This is a genomic window from Pedobacter ginsengisoli (assembly GCF_030244015.1).
Lineage (GTDB): Bacteria > Bacteroidota > Bacteroidia > Sphingobacteriales > Sphingobacteriaceae > Pedobacter > Pedobacter ginsengisoli.
Window position 1 is genome coordinate 643,628 of the sequence record NZ_JASSYX010000003.1, and the last position, 21,235, is coordinate 664,862.

18 protein-coding genes are annotated in these 21,235 nt (G+C 44.6%); 7 read left to right on the forward strand and 11 right to left on the reverse strand.

The window, feature by feature from the left end; genetic code table 11:
• Positions 1 to 19: 19 nt before the first annotated feature.
• On the forward strand, positions 20 to 2,413 hold the full coding sequence (locus tag QEP08_RS15015; RefSeq protein ID WP_285059233.1) for an OstA-like protein: 2,394 nt from the start codon (positions 20 to 22) through the stop codon (positions 2,411 to 2,413).
• On the opposite strand, the gene rdgB is transcribed toward QEP08_RS15015, so the two are convergent.
• Positions 2,376 to 2,966 (reverse strand): RdgB/HAM1 family non-canonical purine NTP pyrophosphatase, encoded by a 591-nt coding sequence (gene rdgB, locus QEP08_RS15020; protein WP_431844615.1) that lies wholly within the window; start codon positions 2,964 to 2,966, stop codon positions 2,376 to 2,378. The genes QEP08_RS15015 and rdgB overlap by 38 nt on opposite strands.
• Complete coding sequence (locus QEP08_RS15025; protein ID WP_285059234.1) at positions 2,963 to 3,541, reverse strand: hypothetical protein; 579 nt, start codon at positions 3,539 to 3,541, stop codon at positions 2,963 to 2,965. The genes rdgB and QEP08_RS15025 overlap by 4 nt, the downstream gene beginning before the upstream one ends.
• A gap of 157 nt (positions 3,542 to 3,698) precedes the next feature.
• On the opposite strand from QEP08_RS15025, the gene QEP08_RS15030 reads away from it, so the two are divergent.
• From QEP08_RS15030 to QEP08_RS15040, 3 genes are all read left to right on the forward strand, one after another.
• Positions 3,699 to 4,241 (forward strand): hypothetical protein, encoded by a 543-nt coding sequence (locus QEP08_RS15030; RefSeq protein ID WP_285059235.1) that lies wholly within the window; start codon positions 3,699 to 3,701, stop codon positions 4,239 to 4,241.
• A gap of 62 nt (positions 4,242 to 4,303) precedes the next feature.
• Positions 4,304 to 5,668 (forward strand): peptidylprolyl isomerase, encoded by a 1,365-nt coding sequence (locus QEP08_RS15035; protein ID WP_285059237.1) that lies wholly within the window; start codon positions 4,304 to 4,306, stop codon positions 5,666 to 5,668.
• Positions 5,669 to 5,674: 6 nt separating this feature from the next.
• A complete protein-coding gene (locus QEP08_RS15040) occupies positions 5,675 to 6,637 on the forward strand; it encodes an AAA family ATPase (RefSeq protein ID WP_285059239.1) in 963 nt (320 codons plus the stop codon).
• Here QEP08_RS15040 and QEP08_RS15045 read toward each other — a convergent pair.
• From QEP08_RS15045 to mutL, 7 genes are all read right to left on the reverse strand, one after another.
• Complete coding sequence (locus tag QEP08_RS15045) at positions 6,634 to 7,518, reverse strand: glycerophosphodiester phosphodiesterase family protein (RefSeq protein ID WP_285059241.1); 885 nt, start codon at positions 7,516 to 7,518, stop codon at positions 6,634 to 6,636. The genes QEP08_RS15040 and QEP08_RS15045 overlap by 4 nt on opposite strands.
• Positions 7,519 to 7,535: 17 nt before the next feature.
• Positions 7,536 to 8,393 carry a DUF4440 domain-containing protein gene (locus tag QEP08_RS15050; protein WP_285059243.1) on the reverse strand — a complete coding sequence of 286 codons (858 nt, stop codon included), beginning with the start codon at positions 8,391 to 8,393 and terminating at the stop codon, positions 7,536 to 7,538.
• A gap of 76 nt (positions 8,394 to 8,469) precedes the next feature.
• The gene (cysS, locus tag QEP08_RS15055; RefSeq protein WP_285059244.1) at positions 8,470 to 9,930 is read right to left on the reverse strand and encodes a cysteine--tRNA ligase; all 1,461 of its coding nucleotides are present in this window, start codon (positions 9,928 to 9,930) and stop codon (positions 8,470 to 8,472) included.
• 18 nt (positions 9,931 to 9,948) lie between these two features.
• Complete coding sequence (locus tag QEP08_RS15060) at positions 9,949 to 11,064, reverse strand: endonuclease/exonuclease/phosphatase family protein (RefSeq protein WP_285059246.1); 1,116 nt, start codon at positions 11,062 to 11,064, stop codon at positions 9,949 to 9,951.
• A 3-nt stretch (positions 11,065 to 11,067) separates the two neighbouring features.
• Entirely contained in the window at positions 11,068 to 11,934 is an 867-nt protein-coding gene (locus QEP08_RS15065) for a rhomboid family intramembrane serine protease (protein WP_285059248.1), read from the reverse strand.
• A complete protein-coding gene (locus tag QEP08_RS15070; protein WP_285059250.1) occupies positions 11,927 to 12,652 on the reverse strand; it encodes a rhomboid family intramembrane serine protease in 726 nt (241 codons plus the stop codon). The genes QEP08_RS15065 and QEP08_RS15070 overlap by 8 nt, the downstream gene beginning before the upstream one ends.
• A gap of 5 nt (positions 12,653 to 12,657) precedes the next feature.
• Positions 12,658 to 14,526: a DNA mismatch repair endonuclease MutL gene (gene mutL / locus QEP08_RS15075; protein WP_285059252.1), complete on the reverse strand. Its 1,869-nt coding sequence runs from the start codon at positions 14,524 to 14,526 to the stop codon at positions 12,658 to 12,660.
• A 144-nt stretch (positions 14,527 to 14,670) separates the two neighbouring features.
• Between mutL and QEP08_RS15080 the strand changes: the two genes are divergently transcribed.
• Both QEP08_RS15080 and QEP08_RS15085 read left to right on the forward strand, forming a co-directional pair.
• On the forward strand, positions 14,671 to 16,305 hold the full coding sequence (locus QEP08_RS15080) for an amidohydrolase (protein WP_285059254.1): 1,635 nt from the start codon (positions 14,671 to 14,673) through the stop codon (positions 16,303 to 16,305).
• Positions 16,277 to 18,103, forward strand: coding sequence for a serine hydrolase domain-containing protein (locus QEP08_RS15085; protein WP_285059255.1), 1,827 nt, complete (start codon positions 16,277 to 16,279; stop codon positions 18,101 to 18,103). The genes QEP08_RS15080 and QEP08_RS15085 overlap by 29 nt, the downstream gene beginning before the upstream one ends.
• A gap of 183 nt (positions 18,104 to 18,286) precedes the next feature.
• On the opposite strand, the gene QEP08_RS15090 is transcribed toward QEP08_RS15085, so the two are convergent.
• Positions 18,287 to 19,249 (reverse strand): isopenicillin N synthase family dioxygenase, encoded by a 963-nt coding sequence (locus QEP08_RS15090; RefSeq protein ID WP_285059257.1) that lies wholly within the window; start codon positions 19,247 to 19,249, stop codon positions 18,287 to 18,289.
• A 242-nt stretch (positions 19,250 to 19,491) separates the two neighbouring features.
• Here QEP08_RS15090 and msrA point away from each other — a divergent pair, with 242 nt between their 5' ends.
• Entirely contained in the window at positions 19,492 to 20,091 is a 600-nt protein-coding gene (msrA, locus tag QEP08_RS15095; RefSeq protein ID WP_285059258.1) for a peptide-methionine (S)-S-oxide reductase MsrA, read from the forward strand.
• 23 nt (positions 20,092 to 20,114) lie between these two features.
• On the opposite strand, the gene QEP08_RS15100 is transcribed toward msrA, so the two are convergent.
• Complete coding sequence (locus tag QEP08_RS15100) at positions 20,115 to 21,209, reverse strand: SDR family oxidoreductase (protein ID WP_285059259.1); 1,095 nt, start codon at positions 21,207 to 21,209, stop codon at positions 20,115 to 20,117.
• Positions 21,210 to 21,235 lie beyond the last annotated feature (26 nt).

Below are 21,235 nucleotides of genomic sequence, written 5' to 3' on the forward strand. Positions count from 1 at the left end.
CCTTTTCTTTATCTTATTTATGTTACCGCTCTCTTTGCTGGCCCAGCAGAGAACCAAAATTATTCTGCAGCACGCCGAGAGAGGGAGCAGCAATGCCGGGACAAAAGCCTCTTATTTTAAGAAACCGATATTCCGGCACCTTAATGCAGTCATGACCTGTGACAGCGCAGTATTGTATCAGGAAAAAAACACATTTGAAGCTTTCAATAATGTACATATTGTACAGGGCGATACGATAAATATTTATTCTGATCATCTGGTCTATGATGGCAATACCAAGATTGCACACCTGACCAGCAATGTGCGCATGATCGATAAGGAATCGGTACTGACTACCAATATTCTGGATTACAATATGGGCAGTAAGGTGGGCACCTATGTAGAAGGGGGTAAAATCGTAAATAAGGATGTGACGCTGACCAGCAAGAACGGTTATTATTTTTCCAACAGCCGCGATGCTTACTTCAGGTACAATGTGGTGGTGGTAACTCCTGAATCCAGGATCACTTCTGATACCATGCGGTACAACACACTGACCAACTGGTCCTATTTTTACGGCCCAACAAATATCAAAGGCAAAGGGGATAACCTGTACACGGAAAACGGCGCATACAACACCAAAACGGAATATGCTTATTTCGGAAAGAAAAACCTTTATACAAATGCCTCAAAGTCATTGAAGGGTGATAGTTTGTATTATGACGGAAAGGCGGGATACGGAAAAGCGGTAAGGAATATTATTTTTAAAGACACCGCTGACAAAACGGTCCTGTATGGCCAGCTTGGCTACTATTATAAGGCAGATGAACGGGCTCTGGTCACAAAAAATGCTTATGTGGGCATGGGGACGAAAGATTCGGTAACGGTAAATAAAAAACTGGTACCGGATAGCATCTGGATGGGTGCCGATACACTGGAAACTCAGATGGTGCTCCGGAAAACGCTGAAACTCATTGAATTTCCAGTATTAAAAAAAGACAATGAATTGGGCGAAGAGGAAAAGCCTGACCCGAAATCTGCAGGGGTAAAGAAGGGTGCTGCGCTGGCAAGGAATAAGGCGACAGCACAGGCGTCTCCTCCTGCCCAGCCTAAAAAAAAACTATCCAGGAAGGAGAGAAAGGCACTGGAAAAAGCCAAACTGAATGGCTCAGCGGTTGGCGTATTGACAGACAGCCTGTCTAAAGACAGTTTGCTCAAAATACCCGGGGCAGACAGTCTGCTCAAAGGCCTTGCAAAGGATACTACATTGCTCAAAAAAGCTGATTCTTTGGCAAATACGAAAGCTGCCAAAGATTTGCTGAAAGCCGTCAAACCCGGTGATGTCCGTAAAGCGGACAGTCTCCTGAAGAAGAATCCTGTTGTCAGAAAAACAGCCGATACCTTATTGAAAAAAGGATCTGCTGCATTAAAAAAAGCAGCCACTGCCTTGCCCAAAAAGGGCGCACTTTCTGCAAAGACTGACAGTCTGCTAAAAAAAGGCTTACCGAAGGATACGGTGCCACCTAATCCTGCGGATACGGTCAAAACCAGATCGATCAAGGCCTATCACCATGTGCGGGTTTTTAAATCAAATATGCAGGCAATAGCAGATTCGCTGTTTTATACAGCTGCTGACTCCACATTGCGCTGGTATGGCAACCCGATACTGTGGTCGCAGGGTTCTCAGCAAACCGGCGATACGATCTATGTCCGTCTGAAAAACAACAAACTCAATACTTTGCAGGTTCTGGAAAATGGTTTTATGGTCAACGTAAATGCGGACTCCGCGAAATTCAACCAGGTCAAGGGGAAACTGATCACAGCCTTCTTCAAAGACGGAGAAATGAGCAATATGTTTGTAGACGGAAATGCCGAAAGCATTTATTATACCCGCGATAAGGACAGCGTGTATACAGACATGAGCCAGACCGTCAGCGCCAGGATCAAGATCCTTTTCAAAAATAAAGAAATCTCTGACCTGCTGACCATAAAAGATCCGGAAGGGGTAAGGATCCCGGTCAAGGAACTGACTGAAGAAAAAATGCTGACGGGATTTATCTGGAGACCGGAATTCCGGCCGCTTTCAAAGAAAGAGGTGATTATGGGTAAGGCAAAAGCGAAACCAGGCAGTACGAAGGAAAAGTCGACGGTTAAAAAAATAACCGTAAAGAACGGTAAAGCGGTTGAAACCATAATCAATAAAGCCAAAAACCTGGCACCGGATTCGCTTAAAAAGGAAGTAGCACTTCCTGATTCTGTTTCAAACTTTTCCAGAAAAATCGATTCTCTGCGGAAAAAAATGCCTGCTTTACCTATAAAACCAGGTTCAGTGCCCGCCAAGGTCGATTCCCTGGGTAAAAAATTGAGCCCGGTTATTAAAAAAGCTGATTCTGTGCTTAAGAAGGATTTGCCTGCCCCTTTAAAAAAGCAATAAGTTTCTGCATGGCTATTGCCCTGTGGCTGATCCTGTTCTTTTCTGACATACTCATTTGGGCAAAAGTCACAGTATAGTCCAGAGGCTCAAATACCGGATCATAGCCAAAGCCATGGTCGCCGGCAGGGACTTGCCGGATTGTCCCGTTTATCACGCCTTCAAACAGGATATTCTTCCCATTTTTCATCAGCGAGATCATCGTTTTAAAACGGGCCTTCCTATTGGTGAGTCCTTCCATTTTCTGAAGCACCAGCTCCAGGTTAATCTGGTCGTCTTTGATTCCTGAATAACGCGCCGAATATATGCCCGGTTCATTGTTCAGTGCTTCGATCTCCAGTCCGCTGTCATCTGCGAAGCAGTCCAGCCGGTAATGTTCAGCCACGTAGCTGCTTTTAAGGGTCGCGTTTTCCTCAAAGGAATTTCCTGTTTCGGGAATGTCCACCGTACAGCCAATATCTGTAAGGGTCAGGATTTTAAACTGATTGCCAAGAATGGATTGTATTTCTTCGGTTTTGTGTTTATTGTTGGTGGCAAAGACCAGCTCCTGTATCATATCCCCAGTTGTTTCAGACTTCCCCACAATACTTTTTTGCCGTTCTGGTCTTCTTCCAGTTTACGGAGTTCTGCCGAAAAGATCAGTTTTACTTCGCCTTCCGTTACCATGGTATTTTCAGGATGGTTGCCTAAGCCAAGATGCTGCGGGGAAACGCCGAACGCAAAGACTATGACGCTTGAAAAATAAGACTGGAGCTGTGCGAAGCTAACACCGGCGTGATTTGCATAATTTAGTAGGGCAAAATCATTGGCGCTAAGGTTTACCGACTTTACAATTTTTCTGAGCAGTTCTCTGCCCTTCTCGTCACTTACCTCGTTTTCCTTGTCGTTGACCAGGATCAGTATGTTGCGTTTGTTATTTCCAAGAAATTTAAAAGCGGGCGCGGCCGTTTCTGCCTGCGGGGCTTCCTGTACTGCAGGTTCAGCAGGTATAGTCTCCGCTTCCGGCACTTCCCCTATCGTTTCCTCCTGCTTTTCTCTGTTTTGCAGCACTTCAGCTTCAGTGACCAGGTAAATATCGTCTGTGAAAAATAAGCGCAAGGCCTGTTCGTCTGTTGTAAGTTGGCTCGGCATTAATGATAATTTTATTGGAAATCTTTTTTCTGTTAAAATTAGTTAAATATCTCATTATAGTGCCTTTATTTATTACTTTTATGCCTTAAAATTTACACCACAATTTCTTTTGAGAAAAGCTTACTGCGTCATTATCCTGTGTTTTATTACAAGTGCCATGTTTGCACAGAATGTAGCTATAGTAAATGGAAAACCGTTGAGCAGCAGAGAATTTATGTGGTTTTATAAAAAGAACCATGCAGGCAATACCGGGGCGTCTTATAGCGATTTGGAAACTTATCTGAACCTTTATATCGACTTTAAACTCAAGGTACTGGATGCTAAAGAATTGGGGCTGGATAAAGATACGGCTTACCTGGCAGAGGTAAAGGATTATGAACTGGCATTGAACACGCAAAAAAGAGTTTCTAAATCTAAGCCGGAATATACTTTTATGACAAACGAGTACAGGAATGCGGTTTTGATGTTCAACCTGACAGAGCAAAAGATCTGGGAAAAGGCACAAAACGGAGAAATTGAGCTCCGTGCTTTTTATGATGGCCACAAAAGCGACTATCCGCAGGGCTCTTTTGAAGAGGTAAAGGGGCAGGTCATTACAGATTATCAGCAAAGCCTGGAAGATCAGTGGATCGCGGAATTGCGTAAACGGTATGCGGTAAAGATCAACCCCGATGAGTTAAAAAAACTGGCGAAGCATTAATTACCGCTGATAAAATATATAATATTAAATTTGCAAAGAGAATACAATTGAACAACCATAGAATGAGGAAATTTTTAACAATAGCATGCGCATTGATTTGTTTGTTTACCAGCACGCAGGCACAAAAGAAAAATATAGATAAGGTCATTGCAGTCTTAGGGAGCAATATTATTTTACTTTCAGATCTGAACCAGCAGTATGCGCAGTACTTAAATTCGGGAAACCCGGACAATCCGGCTATAAAATGCTATATCCTCCAGCAGATCCTTACCCAAAAACTGTTAAAGCAGCAGGCGGAAATTGATTCGATAGAGGTAGATGAGTCCATGGTTGACGAGGAAGTGGACAAGCGGATGCGCTACCAGATCCAGAAAGCCGGCGGGCAGGAAAGACTCGAACAGTTTTTAAACCGCTCAGTGCTCCAGTATAAGGATGAGATCAGACCGGACATCAAAGAACAGCTGATCTCCAACAAGATGCAGCAAAAGATCACTCAGGATGTCATTGTTACCCCATTAGAGGTGAAACGCTATTTCGACGGGTACAAAAAAGACAGTCTGCCTGATATTCCTACTGAGTTTGAGGTAGGTGAGATTGTACTGCACCCTAAACTGACGAAGGCAGAAAAGCAAAAGACCTATGATAAAATTGATGCGCTGAGGCTAAGGGTAAAAAGCGGTGAGGATTTTGCGTTCTTAGCCAAAACTTATTCAGAAGATACGGGTTCTGCTCCGGACGGGGGTGATCTTGGGTTCTTCGACCGCAAGCAAATGGTGAAGGAATTTACGGCATGGGCTTTCAAATTAAAACCAGGTGAAATGTCCCCGGTATTTGAGACAGAACACGGATACCACATTCTTCAGGTCATTGAGCGCCGCGGGGAGCAGGTCCAGGCCCGCCACATTCTGATCCGCCCGCAAACCACTCCTCAAAGTTTGGAACGCGCTAAGCTTCATGCGGACACCATTTACAAAAGCATTGTTGAAAAAAAGCTTCCTTTTTCAACGGCTGCTTCTATGTACTCAGACAATAAAGATTCTCAATATAACGGCGGTATGCTGCTGTATGCTGATCAGCAAACTGCAAGGACAACATTCATTCCGGCGGACAAACTGGATCCCAAAGTATTCCTTGTTGTAGATACCATGAAAGTTGGAGGAATCTCGAAACCAGTACTTTTTACTGAACCTGATGGAAAAGAGGCTTATAAAATCCTGTATCTAAAATCAAAGATCCCTCCTCATAAAGGAAACCTCGAGCAGGACTATGCCAAATTTAAGGAACAGGCCCAGCAGGAAAAGACCAATAGAATACTAAGTGACTGGTTTGAGAAAAGAAGAGAGGATACCTATATCAGGATTGACGATGAGTACAGCAGTTGTCCTGAGTTAAAGATCTGGACCAAAAATATGACTGCTAAAAAATAACAATATATGCAGTTTGAAAACGACATTAAAGCGGTAGACGCCCTCCATCTGGCCTATAACAACATCAAATCAGAAATCGGCAAAATCGTTATCGGACAGGAAGAGGTCGTAAAATCAGTATTGATCTCTATCTTTAGTAACGGTCACTGCCTGTTGGTTGGTGTACCGGGACTGGCCAAAACATTACTGGTGCAAACCGTAGCTGACGTAATGGATCTGCAGTTCAACAGGATCCAGTTCACGCCGGACCTGATGCCAAGCGACATCATTGGTGCCGAGATCCTTGGTGACGACAGGAATTTCAAGTTCATTCACGGCCCTGTATTTTCAAATATAGTCCTGGCAGACGAGATCAACAGGACCCCTCCGAAAACACAGGCAGCTTTATTGGAAGCCATGCAGGAAAAAGCAGTTACGGCAGCTGGTCAGCGGCATGTACTGCCAAACCCCTTCTTTGTACTGGCTACGCAGAATCCGATTGAGCAGGAAGGTACCTACCCCCTTCCGGAAGCACAACTTGACCGTTTTATGTTCAACATACACCTGGACTACCCTTCTTTTGCTGAAGAGCTGACGATAGTGAAAAGTACAACCAGCAATGCTGATGTAAAGCTTAAAAAGATCATAGATGCCAAACAGATCCAGTACTTTCAAAAACTGATCAGAAATATCCCGGTGACAGACAATGTAGTGGAGTATGCAGTGAAACTGGCGAGTAAAACACGTCCGAATACTGCCCTGGCTACTGAAGATGTCAACAAATACATCAACTGGGGAGCTGGTCCCCGGGCTTCCCAATTCCTGGTAATAGGAGCCAAATGCCACGCTGCGATATCAGGCAAATATTCGCCGGATATCGAAGATGTTCAGGCTGTGGCAGAGCCGATACTCCGCCACCGCATTGTTCGTAATTATCGTGCAGAAGCAGAAGGGTTATCAGTAGAGCAGATTATTAAAAACCTGTTCTAAAGACCGTCCTGTACTGCCTTATAGAGATTGGGATAATCTGTCACTACACCATCAACACCCAGACCTATCAGGTATTTCATATCCTTAGCAGAATTAACTGTCCAGGGGATGATCTTAACGCCGGATTCATGACAGCGGTCTACTAGGCTCTTTCCAACAAGGACCGAATAAGGACTGTACACAGTTGGCCTAAAACCAAGCTCACTAATATTTACTTCGAAGTCTATCTTTTCATCGACAAACAAAGCGGTTTTAACTTTAGGATAGTGCTCATGTAAGTATTGCAGTGTGCGGATGTCAAATGATTGTATAGTCACCCTTTTTGAGAGTTTCTTACGGTTCACCACCTCCATGATCAGTTCAACAAATTCTGCCGGTTCAGGCTGAAATTCGTTGTCCCCGTTAGGAATGGTCTTGGTTTCGATACTGTAATTGGGCTTGGGCAGCTTATTTTCCTTTATATAGCTTTCCACGGAATCGATGGTTTCCTCCAGCAGGGGCTTGCATGCAACGTACTTCTGCTGATAAGGAAACCGGTTATGAACTTTGCTGCCTACATCAAACTTCTGAACATCGGCATAGTCCATCTGGTAAATATTATATGATTTTTGTTCTTTAAGCGTGATGGGTTTACCATCGGGCTTGAGGCTATACTCATGGTTAAAATACGGCTCCTGAGACAGGATTACTTTTTTGTCTTTGGTTATTACCGCATTCATCGAGATGGTATTTGCACCCAGGTCGAGCGCCTTCAGCATACCTTTGATGGTATTTTCCGGCATGATGCCCCTGGCCCCGCGATTGCCCTGAAGATCAAATGCCTGCCCGGATACCCGCACTGCTGCAAAAAGCATCAACAATAGGAATGTATATCTTCTCATATCTGTTTATTGCCGGATTAGCGTTCTGCCGGTGCGAACACCATCGCAATCAGGTTCCAGTTGTGGTCGGCCTGACGTTCATAGACAAACACATAATGAAAGCTCTCTCTCAGATCAGCCTTATAATCCACAGCAGCAACACCGTAGGTATAGGCGAAATCACCACCATCAGCTTTATTTACCTTAGTTGTTTTTAAGTTTACTTTGCTCATCATGCTGTTAAAAAAAGCGATCGCTTTGTCTTTACCTATAATCGGCTCATACCCCGGAAAAAGAATCCTTACATCGGGATTGACAAAACCGGCAAAAGCCGAGACACCATAAGATTTTAACGTTGCATTCAATGTAGATTCAGTGGTTGCGATGATACCCGTCCCGGCTTCTCTTTGTTTGTCGTTCAGGAATTTAGGTTTATACGATTCCTTAGGCTCGATGAACTCTGTCTTTACCTTATTCAATGGCTTATTATGGGAAATGCTCAGATCAAGAGCTAAAACCCATTTTCCGTCAACAGCCTTCCAAACTGAGAAATATTGTCCGTAAGAAGTTTCAGTACCATTATCGGTATACGGGCCGGTTGTAAAACCCCAGTCTCCGCTTTTTGAAACCCTGGCATAAACAGGCTTCCAGCTGAGGTCTTTGGTATCGCCCTCAGTTGCATAATAAGTTTTTGCACTCACAGGATTTGGTCTGAATACTAAAGTGTTGTCATCAGAATAGGTGGAGAAGGCAGTCTTAGCTCCTGTTTTGGACAGTTTCTCGGCAAAATCTTCCTCGGCATTTACTAACGATCTGGTAGTTCCATCAGATTTTTGAGCATAAGCTCCGAATGTCAGGGATGCGGCGACAATAGTATAAAGAAATTTATTCATCATGTTTTTATAGTTAAAAATGCTAATATAGGATTTGACAGGTTTAATCACTTCAAAATTAATCAACAATTGCACAATACTACGCCTTGCTCCAGGTAGTACCTTCCTTGCTATCTTTCAGCTGTATGCCCATGCTTTGCAGTCCAAGGCGTATTTTATCCGAAGTAGCATAGTCCTTGTTTTCTTTGGCCGCTTTTCTGATGTCGATGACCAGGTCCAGCACGGAATTAAGTTCCAGGTTTGAGGTATCTTCATCTTTCAGGCCAAAAATATCAAATACGAAATCATTGATCAGCTTTTTTAGCTTTTCAAGCTCCGGCGCTGATATTGATCCCTTGCCGTCATGAACAGTATTGATGATCCGGACAGCTTCAAACAGCTCTGCAATGACGACCGGACTGTTAAAATCGTCATTCATAGCCTTCACGCATTTATCGGTTATGGCATCAATGTCAAAATCGTTTGTTTCTGAAGCATTCAGTTTATCCAGCAGGTTCACTGCATTCATCAGTTTTCTGAACCCTTTTTCTGAAGCATCAAGTGCCTCATTGGAAAAATCGAGCGTACTTCTGTAGTGTGCCTGGAACATAAAGAACTTCACTGTCATCGGGCTGAAGCCTTTAGTGAGCAAAGGATGGTCTCCCGTAAAAAGCTCTCCCGGAAGAAAACCATTGCCCAGAGATTTAGACATCCGCGAGCCATTGACGGTCAGCATATTGGTGTGCATCCAGTATTTTGCCGGCTGCTTGTGACTGCAGGCTTCCGACTGTGCAATTTCATTGGTATGGTGTGTAGCAGCAAGGTCCATTCCGCCGCCATGGATGTCAAACTGATCGCCCAGGTATTTAGCGCTCATTGCGGAACACTCAATGTGCCATCCCGGAAATCCAATACCCCATGGTGAAGGCCAGCGCATCAGCGTTTCGGGCTTGGCTTTTATCCACAATGCAAAGTCCAGCCTGCCACGCTTTTCGTCCTGCCCGCTCAGCTCACGTGTATTGGCCAGCATATCCTCCAGGTTTCTGTTGGTGAGGATGGTATAATTATATTCGCTGCTGTATTTTTCAACATCAAAATAAACTGTGCCATTGGTTTCGTAAGCATATCCATTATTGATGATCTCTTTGATCATTTCGATCTGTTCGCTGATGTGACCTGTTGCGGTAGGCTCAATACTGGGCGGGAGCGCATTGAATACACGCATCACATCGTGAAAACCAAGCGTATATTTCTGTACGATCTCCATAGGTTCCAGCTGTTCCAGTTTTGCTCTTTTTGCAAATTTATCATCCCCCTCGTCCCTGTCTCCCTCAAGGTGACCGGCATCGGTAATGTTGCGTACATAGCGAACTTTGTAGCCACTGTATTTCAGGTACCTGAATATCAGGTCAAAGGACAGGAAAGTACGGCAATTGCCCAGATGAACATCACTATAAACAGTAGGTCCGCAAACATATATGCCCACATTCGGCGCATTCAGAGGTTCAAAGATTTCTTTTTTACGGGTTAGGGTATTGTATAGCTGCAAGCCTGTATTCATGTTGCAAAGGTAAAAATTTTAAGGGTTTAATTTGAGGTCACTGCGAACAGGAAAGTGGTCTGACAATTTGGCCTCGATCACGCGGTAATTGAGTACTTTAAAGTCTTTCGTCGCGGCAATGTAGTCGATCTGGAAATTGGGAAATTTCCCATTGTAAGTACGGCCCAATCCCGTACCCTGTTCCTTGAAAGTATTATTAAGGGATTCAGTAAGCTGTGTGACTGCATAAGAGGCCGGGGTATCGTTAAAATCGCCGGCGATCAGGAAGGGGGTCTTGCAGGTCTCCATATGGCCTTTCATAATGTCCACCTGGGCGCTCCGTTTCACAAATGCATCTTTCAGCATTTTCAGTATTCTTTTTGAGGGAACGATATCCGCATCCATTTTCTGTGCTACCTTATCAATGTAATTATAATCCTGCTCACGGAAAGAGATAGACTGAAGGTGCACATTGTAGACCCTGACTTTTTTATTCCTGATCACTACGTCTGCGTAAATGCTGGCATTACCGCCAAAATCATCATTAAACTTAATAATGCCCTTATCTTTAATGGGGTAACGTGAAAAAATGGCGAGGCCATAAGCTTCGTAGTCATTTTTCATGGAAGGCACAAAATAATAATAGGGAGTCTTCAGGATTCTCTTCAGGCTGTCCGTAATGTCAAATGTTCCTTTTTTGCGGGTAAAATATTCCTGGAAACAAATGATGTCGGGATTTTCTTTGTCTATCAGATCCAGCATTTGTTCTTTTACTGATTCTATATTTTCCTGTCCATAAGGCTTAAAGCTGTGCACATTGTAAGTCATCATTCTCACCGCTTCCGTATTGCCTTTTGGGCCTTCCCCTGATTCGCCTATTAGTCCGAATGTTGCATTAAGGGCCTGTCCGCCAAGAAATATCAGGACAAGTGTGGAGACGGCAAAGACCCATCTTTTTCTGAGGCACCACCACACAATCATCAGCACGTTAAAAAACAATATAAAGGGATAGGCCAGGCCAAAAAAGGGAATATATTTATACTCGCGCGGATCGAACCGCCCGGCAATAAAGCCCATTACCAGCAAAAGGGCCAAAACAATAGCTGTCAGGCGGACCAATTTATCCAGAAACGTTGGCTTAGACTTTTTCTTCATCCCCTAATGATTGCTTGCCTTAAATAAAGTTTCCTTTTCCTCCCTCGTTAATTTATCATACCCCGATTTGGAAATTTTATCTAAGATCGCATCTATTTCCTTTTGATCCACAACAGAGATGTTCTTTTTTTCATTTCTTCCGCCGGTGCTGTTTTTGACCACCCTCAGTTTCGGTTTCCTCTTAAAGAAGGCACTCCAGTCTGTTCCGTTCTTCAGCAGTTTAATGTAGGTAAATCCAAACAAAGCGCCCCCCAGGTGAGCAAAGCTACCACCTGCATTACCGGAACTTAGTCCTATGAGATCCATGACCACATATGCGATGGCCAGGTATTTCAGTTTCACATCGCCGAAGAACAACAACCGGATCCCGTAGTCGGGGACAAGGGTCGCCGTTGCCACTACAATAGCCATAACTGAAGCAGAAGAGCCGATAACGGTAGCTCCGGAAGCTGTTGCTGCTGCAAAGACCGGGAAAATATTATAGGCAAGCAGGTAGATCAAAGCCCCTGCAAAACCGCCCGCTAAATAAATAAAGTGAAATTGCCTCGGTTTCAGAAAATCAAGAAAGATCCTGCCCAGCCAGTACAGCCAGAGCATATTGAACAGCAGGTGAAAAAACCCTTCATGAAAGAACTGATAGGTTAAAATGGTATAAAATCTTTCGGGCAATTTGGAGATCAACGCCGGGAAGCCGGCATATTCCCTGATAAAGCTGTCATAGGCCAGGCCGCCATTGCCCGATAAAAACACGGGCAAATTGATCAGTGCCAGTACTATAAAAATGACGGTATTGATCCCAATGTATAAATACGAGGGATCGCCGGATTGAAAAACCTTATACCTTAAATCCTGAAAGACTCCTTTATTCATAATATCTGTAAAATCTGTTGTTGTCCTTGTCCTTCCATAATTTCACCAAAATAAAGCCGATCAAAGCCCCGCCGAGATGGGCATAATGCGCTACGGAATCCCCCTGCACTTTAGCTACTCCCATACTCAGTTCAAAAACGATATAAACAGGAATAAGGTATTTGGCTTTTACCGGTATCGGAATAAACATAATATACATTTCTGTATTTGGATATAGCATTCCAAAAGCCACCAATAAACCAAATACAGCACCTGAAGCGCCCAACATCGGCCCTCCATATATGCCAGCCAGCGTCTGCTGCTGATTTATGGTGAGGTTTGGTATCTGGGACAAAGTACTCCCGGGTACCGGGGTCCCCACTATCTGATAGACCTCAAAAGCCTGTACTCCCCACTGTAATGCCAATGCCCCTAAACCTGTGATCAAATAAAAGTTCAGGAATCTTTTAGCACCCCATCTTGATTCCAGTACACCGCCAAACATGAACACGGCAAACATATTGAAAAATATATGTGCAAAATTCGCAGGGCTATGCATGAACATATAGGTGATTGGCTGCCAGATCTTAAAGAAGGGTGAATCAAAATAAAATACGGATAGGTTTTCTACCAGGTAGTAGCCTCCGTCATGGGTCCTGAACATAAATGTAGCGGCAAAGAAGATCACATTGATGATCAGTAAGTTCTTTACTACTGGTGGTATATGAATGTTATACATAGTATCTATTTGTCAAATTTCTTATCAAGCTCTGCCAGTCCCATCGTCTGAATTACCGGTTTGCCACTGATGCTAAAATTAGGTGTTTTACAGGCAAAAAGCTGCTCGATCAGGGTATTCATTTCAGTCTGCCCCAATACTGTACCGCTTTTAATGGCGCTATTCCGGGCCATACTCCTCGCCAGGGCGTCTCTCTTGTCCAGTTTCAGCTCCTGCTGAGAATTTTTAAACCCTTCTATCAGATGCTCAAACAACTGTGTTTCATTAACATTGGTACTGCCCAGGTCTACCGGTATCCCTTCTATCACTAAGGTATTTTTACCAAATTCCCTTACTTCAAAGCCTAAACTTTTGATGTCATCGAGCAAACTTTTGGCCAATTCATAATCATTCGGGCTTAAAGTGACGGTTTGCGGGAACAAGCTTTGCTGCGATGCCCCTTTTCTATCTTCCAGGTGCAATAGAAACCGCTCATATAAGATCCGTTCATGGGCGGCCTGCTGGTCGATCAGCATAAGCCCGGATTTGATCTGCGAAATGATATAGCGGTTGTGCAGCTGCATGAGTTGTTTTTGGACAGGAACATATCCTTCATCGCTTGTTTCTGCCAGTTCAAGTGAAGATTGTTCTGCCGTATTGTGCCTGGCAATTTCATATAAGGTGCCCCAGTTTTTTGCACTTGGCGACATACCAGCTCCCTGACCGCCACTATAACTTTTAGTAAAACTGGCGTAAGCATGATCTCTCGGGGCTGGTCTTTCTTCTGCAAAAGGATTAAAATCAGGGTTAAAACTAATGCTTGGCGGAACGATTTCCTCGGGAGCCTTGTGACTGATCATATTGCTGAATCCTGTTTCCTGGTCAAAGTCTATGGTAGGACTGATGTTAAATCTGCCCAATGACCGCTTTACCGCTGAATGAAGTATAGCATAGATCGACTTCTCATCGAGGTATTTGATCTCTGTTTTTGTCGGATGTACGTTCACATCAATATTTGCCGGATCAATCTCTATGAACAGCACGTATAATGGAAAGTTCTCATCAGAAAGCAATTCTTCATAAGCCCTGTTTACCGCATGGTTCAGGTAAGCATCTTTGATGAACCTGTTGTTCACAAAAAAAAACTGCTCGCCACGGGTCCTTTTGGCAAATTCAGGTTTACCTATAAACCCTTTCAGGTTGATGATACTGGTTTCTTCTTCCACAGGTATCAGCCGCTCGTTATAATTGTTTCCGAATAAATGAACGATGCGCTGCTTGAGCGCAGATGCAGGCAGTCTGTAGATCTCTGATCCGTCGTGGTGAAGACTGAATGCAATACCGGGATAGGCCAGTGCAATCCGCTGAAACTCATCTATAATATGCCGCATTTCTGCAGGGTTGCTTTTCAGGAAATTACGGCGTGCCGGAGTATTAAAGAAAAGATTCTTAATGCTGATGCTGGTCCCCACTGCTGCAGCCGCAGGTTCCTGCCGGATAAAGGAAGAACCCTCGATCACGATCAGTGTACCCACTTCATCTTCGTGCCTGCGGGTTTTCATTTCTACCTGCGCGATCGCGGCAATAGATGCCATGGCCTCGCCCCTGAAACCCATGGTCCTGATCGCAAAGAGATCTTCGGCCTTACGCACTTTAGAGGTAGCATGGCGTTCAAAACACATCTTTGCATCGGCCACCGTCATCCCGCAGCCGTTATCTATCACCTGGATCAGTGCTTTGCCCGCATCCTTTATGATGAGCTGGATCTTATTTGCACCTGCATCTATGGCATTCTCCAAAAGCTCCTTTACTGCCGACGCCGGGCGCTGCACCACTTCTCCTGCTGCAATCTGATTGGCAACGCTATTGGGTAAAAGCTGTATTATATCTGACATCTGACATTCCTCACTAAAGCTGCTAATTTAGGCAAAATAAGCCTCATCCTCCGTTTCATTCAAGAATAATTTGTCGTTATATAGTTAAAAAATTACCGTCCACTTATTTACTATCCTTTATATCCTTTTCCTATCTTTAGCCTCATGAAAGGTTTTCTAACTGTTTTGTCAGTCGCTATACTTCTCTTTACCTCCTGCAGTAAACAAAAAGCAGATCTTATTTTATATAACGGCAAAGTATATACGATTAACGATACTTTTGACACAGTCCAGGCCTTCGCAGTGAGGGACGGCAAGATCATCGCCACAGGTAAGAACGCAGAGATCAGAAAAGCTTACAGTTCCGCCGAAGAGATTGATGCCATGGGGAAGACTGTCTATCCTGGCTTCATTGATGCCCATGCGCATTTTTTTGCATACGGGCAAAGTCTGCAGACAGCCGACCTGAGAGAAACAAAAAGCTGGGAAGAAGTATGCAGCCGGCTCGCCGAATTTGCCATGGCTCATTCTGACGGATGGCTTATTGGGAGCGGATGGGACCAGAATGACTGGCCGGACAAGCAGTTCCCGGATAAAACTAAACTCGACCAGCTGTTTCCCGACCGGCCTGTCCTGCTTACCCGCATAGACGGCCATGCCGCCATCGCTAATCAGAAAGCGCTGACTGAGGCAGGGCTGACTAAAAGCTATGACCTCATTGGGGGCGAAATTGTAAGCCGGAACGGGGCGCTTACCGGCTTGCTTATTGACAACGCAACCAGTCTTGTCGAAAATAAAATCCCCTCACCTTCTCCACAGCAGAAGGAAAAAATGCTGATGGATGCGCAACGAAACTGCTTTGCGGCAGGCCTTACTACAATTGATGATTGCGGACTGAGTGCGGATATGGTAGATCTTATTGAAAAAATGCAGGCCACAAATCAGTTAAAAATGCGCCTGTATGTCATGTTATCAGACAGTAAACCAAATTACGATTACCTGTTTAAGCGGGGCGCCATTAAAAACGAACGTTTAAATGTACGGTCATTTAAAATTTTTGCCGATGGCGCTTTAGGCTCCAGGGGGGCCTGCCTTCTTCGTCCTTATCATGACATGCCAGGGAAGAGCGGCTTTCTGCTTAGCAATCCGGATCATTTTGAACAGACGGCCATAAAACTCGCGGAAAAGGATTTCCAGATGTGCACGCATGCCATTGGCGATTCGGCCAATCGTACCATCCTTAAAATTTACAATAAAGTGCTGAAAGGAAAAAACGACAGGCGCTGGCGCATTGAACATGCCCAGGTGATTTCCCCTGAGGATGTCGGTCGCTTTGGCTCAGCGAATATCATCCCTTCAGTACAGCCCACCCATGCTACATCTGATATGTACTGGGCGAAAGACCGCCTGGGACCGGAGCGCATCAAAAGCGCCTATACATTGAAACAATTGTTAAGGCAAAATGGCTGGATTCCTTTAGGTACAGACTTCCCCGTCGAACAAATTAACCCAATACTTACTTTCTATGCCGCTACCGTCCGTAAAGATGCCAGGAACTATCCTGAAGACGGGTTTCAGAAAGAAAATGCACTGACCGGGGAAGAAGCCCTTCGCGGTATGACAATCTGGGCTGCCAAAGCCAATTTTGAAGAGAAAGAAAAAGGCAGTATCGAAACCGGCAAGTTTGCAGATTTTGTTGTCCTTGACCGGGATCTCCTTAACACCAGTCCCGCACAAATCCTCAGCACACAAGTTTTAAAAACCTATATTAATGGAGAAAAAGTATATGAAAAAAAATAACCTGCTTGGCTTAGCAACCATCAGCCTTTTTACCCTGTTTACCTTTACTGCCTGTGCGCAGGAACACCGGCAAAATGAACAAATTCTTGCCATACTCAACACCATCAGCAGCAATACCGTATTGTTGAACAACCACGACAATAGCATTCCCCTGCTGGATCTCGACAAAAGAAACATCGCATCTGTCAGTTTAAGCTTCAGCAACCAGCAGGTATTTGACAGCCTCCTGAATAAATACACCAAAATCACCTCTTTTTCTGCAGCTGACTATCAGAGCGCCGCTACTTTAAACAGTCTTGAAGATGACCTCAAATATTTCAATACAGTTGTTGTAACCGTTCCTTCCGGGGTTGCCAGCGATCCCAGAAATGTAAGTTTCATTAAAAGCCTGACCAAAAGCAAACAGGTGATCGTATGCTTATTTGGAGAAGGACGCAGTTTAGCCGCTTTTGATGACCTGAAAGCACCACTGATCTGGACAGACCAAAACACACCGCTGGCAGCAACGGTATTGCCGCAGGTAATCTTTGGAGGAATTGGCGTCAGCAAGAAACTTGGCGCTACCTACTCGCCTAAGTATACCGGAGGATCAGGCTTCAGTACTTTTGCCACCCGGCTCAAATATACACTGCCTGAAGATGCAGGAGTAAATGCAGACAACTTAAGGGAGATAGATAACATTGCCGCAGAAGCCATAAAGGCACAGGCCACTCCGGGCATGGTTGTACTGGTAGCCAAAGACGGAAAGGTGATCTTTAATAAAGCTTATGGCCACCATACTTATGAAAAGATACAGCCCGACCGCTTAACGGATATTTTCGACCTTGCCTCGATGACTAAAATTACAGCCACAACCATGGAGGCCATGAAACTTACCGACGAAGGAAAACTAAATATTGACTCCACCCTCGGCAGCTACGTGGCACTTGCACGTCCGACAGATAAAAATAGCCTCACTGTGCGGGAATTGCTGCTGCATCAGGCAGGACTTATTCCGGACATCCAAACCTTTAGCAAGGTAAACCCGTCAGACTACAGCATGGATTCCTCGGCTCTTTTTCCTACCAAGGTCAATGAAAATTACTACCTGAGAAAAAATTACTTCAAAGAGGTGATGCAGCCTGACATGCTGAATTCTCCATTGAGAACCAGGGGGAAATATGTATACAGCGATGTTGGCATGTGCCTGATTCAGCAGGTCATTGAAACGATCACTGCAATACCTGAAAACCTTTATGTGGAGGAGCATTTTTACAAGCCTCTGGGCATGCAGACAACTGGTTTTTTACCGCTGCACCGCTTCAAACCGGAGCAGATCGTCCCGACAGAAAATGACAAGATCCGTCGTGCATTACTTGATGGATATGTACACGATCCTACTGCCGCTTTGATGGGTGGTGTTGCCGGTCATGCCGGTTTATTTGGAAGCGCTAATGATATTGCCATTATCTACCAGATGATGCTCAATAAAGGCAGTTATGGCGGGAAAGAATATTTAAAAAGATCAACTGTAGACTTGTTCACGTCCAAGCAATCGACCATCAGCCGCCGCGGCCTTGGCTTCGATCGCTGGGATCCGGACCTGACTAAAAAATACCCTTCAGAGCTGGCATCACCTCAAACCTACGGGCATACGGGTTATACAGGAACCTGTGTATGGGTAGATCCGGTCAGGGGCCTCGTTTATATATTGCTGTCAAACCGTGTAAACCCGGTGGTATCGGATAAGCTGATCAATATGAGGATAAGGGGGCGGGTACAGGACGTGATCAATAAGGCGATTGATAAAGGCCTTTAAATTTCAGGTCCTTTTAAAGATTGCCTAAAAAAATGAGTTTCGGACAGGTATGCGCCCTGTTTGGCGCGTAAAGAAATTTCGATGTCTCAGAGAAGACATAGGACTCTGTGCGCTTCTTCAGCGCGCTAGGTCCAGTCTTCGAAGAGATCATCAAAATTTCTTTACGCGCCAAAACGAAAAAATCTATTTTTTCAAGCCAATCTCCCTCAGCCGCTCATCAAGGTATTCGCCTGCTGTCATGTCTTCATAGGCTTTCGGATGCTCTCCATCAATACAAGAGTCTAAACATGTCAGGTCCATCGTGGCCCTTGGGTGCAAAAAGAAAGGAACTGAGAAACGGGAAGTCTTCATGAGCTCACGCGGAGGATTGACTACCCTATGCGTCGTAGACCGTAATCTATTGTTGGTCAGCCGCTGCAGCATATCTCCTACGTTCACCACAATATCCGTATGGCCCGCTTTAATAGGCAGCCACTCATTGCTTCTGGTCAGCACCTGAAGCCCGTCAGCACTGGCGCCGATCAATAAGGTGATCAGGTTGATGTCCTCATGTGCACCTGCACGAACAGCATCAGCAGGCAATGAGTCCGGGTCTTCGATCGGAAAATAATGGATCCCCCTCAAGATGGAATTACCATTGTGGACATACTCATCAAAGTAATTTACAGGCAAATCCAGATAAGTTGCAATCGCCCGCAGCAAGTGCTTTCCATTGGCTTCCAGCCGCTGATAAATTTCACGGGTCACTTCGTTAAATTCAGGGATCTCTTCCAGGTATTCATTGTCCGGATATTCATATTTAACCGGATCATTATCGGTCACTTCCTGCCCGATCTGCCAGAACTCCTTCAGATCGGCTGTTTTAGCACCCTTTGCTGTTTCCTTACCCGGGCTTGTGTACCCACGCTGCCCGGCCAGTTCAATTTTTTCATATTGTTTCTTTTGCTCCGGCGGCAGACTAAACATGGCTTGTATATTTTTGTAGAGCTTATCTATCAGAGCCTGGTCCAGTCCATGATTGGTAATGGTTACAAAGCCCGAATCGTTAAAAGCCCTGCCCAGCTCATCAGAAAATTTCCTGCGCTGTTCGTCATTTCCGTTAATGTAGGAACCAAGGTCTAAACTTGGAATATAAGGTGCTGACATAAGATCTTATTTTATGAGTAACAACAACTAATTTAAGAAAGTATTGTTAATAAACCCCAATTTGAAAACTGTAACTTGTATAACTTTCTGCAAACAACTTATTTAAGTTATACACAACGAAAGATTTAAAAAAACCGATTATCAGGTAATTGTAATTTAGGATCATGCCAGGACTGTACATAAAACTATATAGACTCCACTTACGTAACTTTACATAAATGATTTCAAATTGTATTGAGCGTATGAAAACTATAGTATTGATGGTGATGGTACTTTTGTCGGCAGGCAGTGTCGGCGCACAATCTGCGAAACTTCAAAAAGCTACATTTGGCAACGGTTGTTTCTGGTGTTCGGAGGCAGTATTTCAACGCCTTAAAGGAGTGACAGCGGTCAGGTCCGGTTATGAAGGCGGCGCTGTGGTAAACCCGACCTACGAACAGGTATGTACCGGAACAACCGGACATGCCGAGGTAATTGAGGTAACTTATGATCCTGCGAAGATTAAATATGATGAGTTGCTGGAAGTATTCTGGAAGACACACGATCCAACCACATTAAACAGGCAAGGAGCAGATATCGGGACCCAATACCGTTCTGTTATTTTCTATCACAACAACGAGCAAAAGGCAGTAGCTGAGAAGTACAAAAAGGAATTGAACGACACCAGGGCATTTGGCAAGCCGGTAGTTACAGCCATAGAAAAAGCTTCTGCATTCTATGTTGCGGAAAGTTACCATCAGAATTATTTTAATCTAAACGGAGAGAAGCCTTATTGCAAACTCGTGATTCTGCCAAAGCTTGACAAAATGGAAAAGGTGTTTAAAGCAAAGCTGAAACACTGACAGCATTTAACCCCCTTTTCCGGTTATTTTACTTCAGGAATGACCCCTTCTGATATAAGCTTTTTAAACATGCGGAAAAACATTTCTCTTGTCTCCACATATTCATTGAAGCCAGATCTTCGTGCTTTGGAACCGTCAGCAAAGAAATCATAATCCCACGAAAATACCCCGTCGGCAAAGCCCCAGGAAGAAACCTCCCCATAACTATGTTTCTTCAAGCTGTATTTTTCCTGGATATCCTGCCAGAGGCCTCCCTTATCGGCCATTACACTTTGCAGCGACATATGAAGCGGTGGCGCAACTTCGAGTTTGAAAAAACCGGCAATGTCTGGCCACATTTCATTCCATCGGAAGAGGTCGCCATTGGTAATGTTGAAAGCCTGGTTTGCTCCTTGCGGCTGGGTGGCCGCCCATACAGTTGCTTTGGCTAGCAGTTCTCCGTCTGTCATTTCCATAATCTTGTCCCAGGCTCCGGGTTTTCCGGGAAAGCGAAGTGGGATACCGAGTTCTTTTGATATAGAGGCATACACCGCTATGGCGGTCACCAAATTCATAGGGTTGCCAAGCGCCGTGCCTCCAACGACGGAAGGACGGATCGCCGACCATGTCCAGCTTTTGCCCTTTTGCAGTTTTTCAAGAAATTGCTGTTGATCTACATTGAACTCTGGCGGCATATGTCCAGGATCTGATTCCTTAGCAGGTGTTTTAAAAGGCCCAAGATGAGCACCGTAAACTTTATAGCCCTGCATGAGGCTGACGTGCACTAATTTTTTTGCAATGGGCTCGATCACTTCAACCACATTGACCAGCATGGCCAGGTTTGGAGCTACCATTTCTGCCCAGCCCGGACGATCCTGGAATGCCGCATAAAAAATATGGGTAACATTGGTTAAATGCGCTAGCTTACTCCTCGTATCTGTGCCATCCAGCAAGTCTACAGATATAAATTTTAAATGCCCGCAGTCTTGTCCGCCTCGTCTTGAAAGTCCGACAATGTTCCAGTCGCCCAATTCAACCAGGTGCTCAATAAGCGTACTGCCAATTACTCCATTGGCACCTACGACCAGAGCGGTTTTTAAAGATGCGGTCTGTTCAGGCTTAACAACTGTTGTTTTCATAAATTAAATTTTAATCAAAGCTGGCA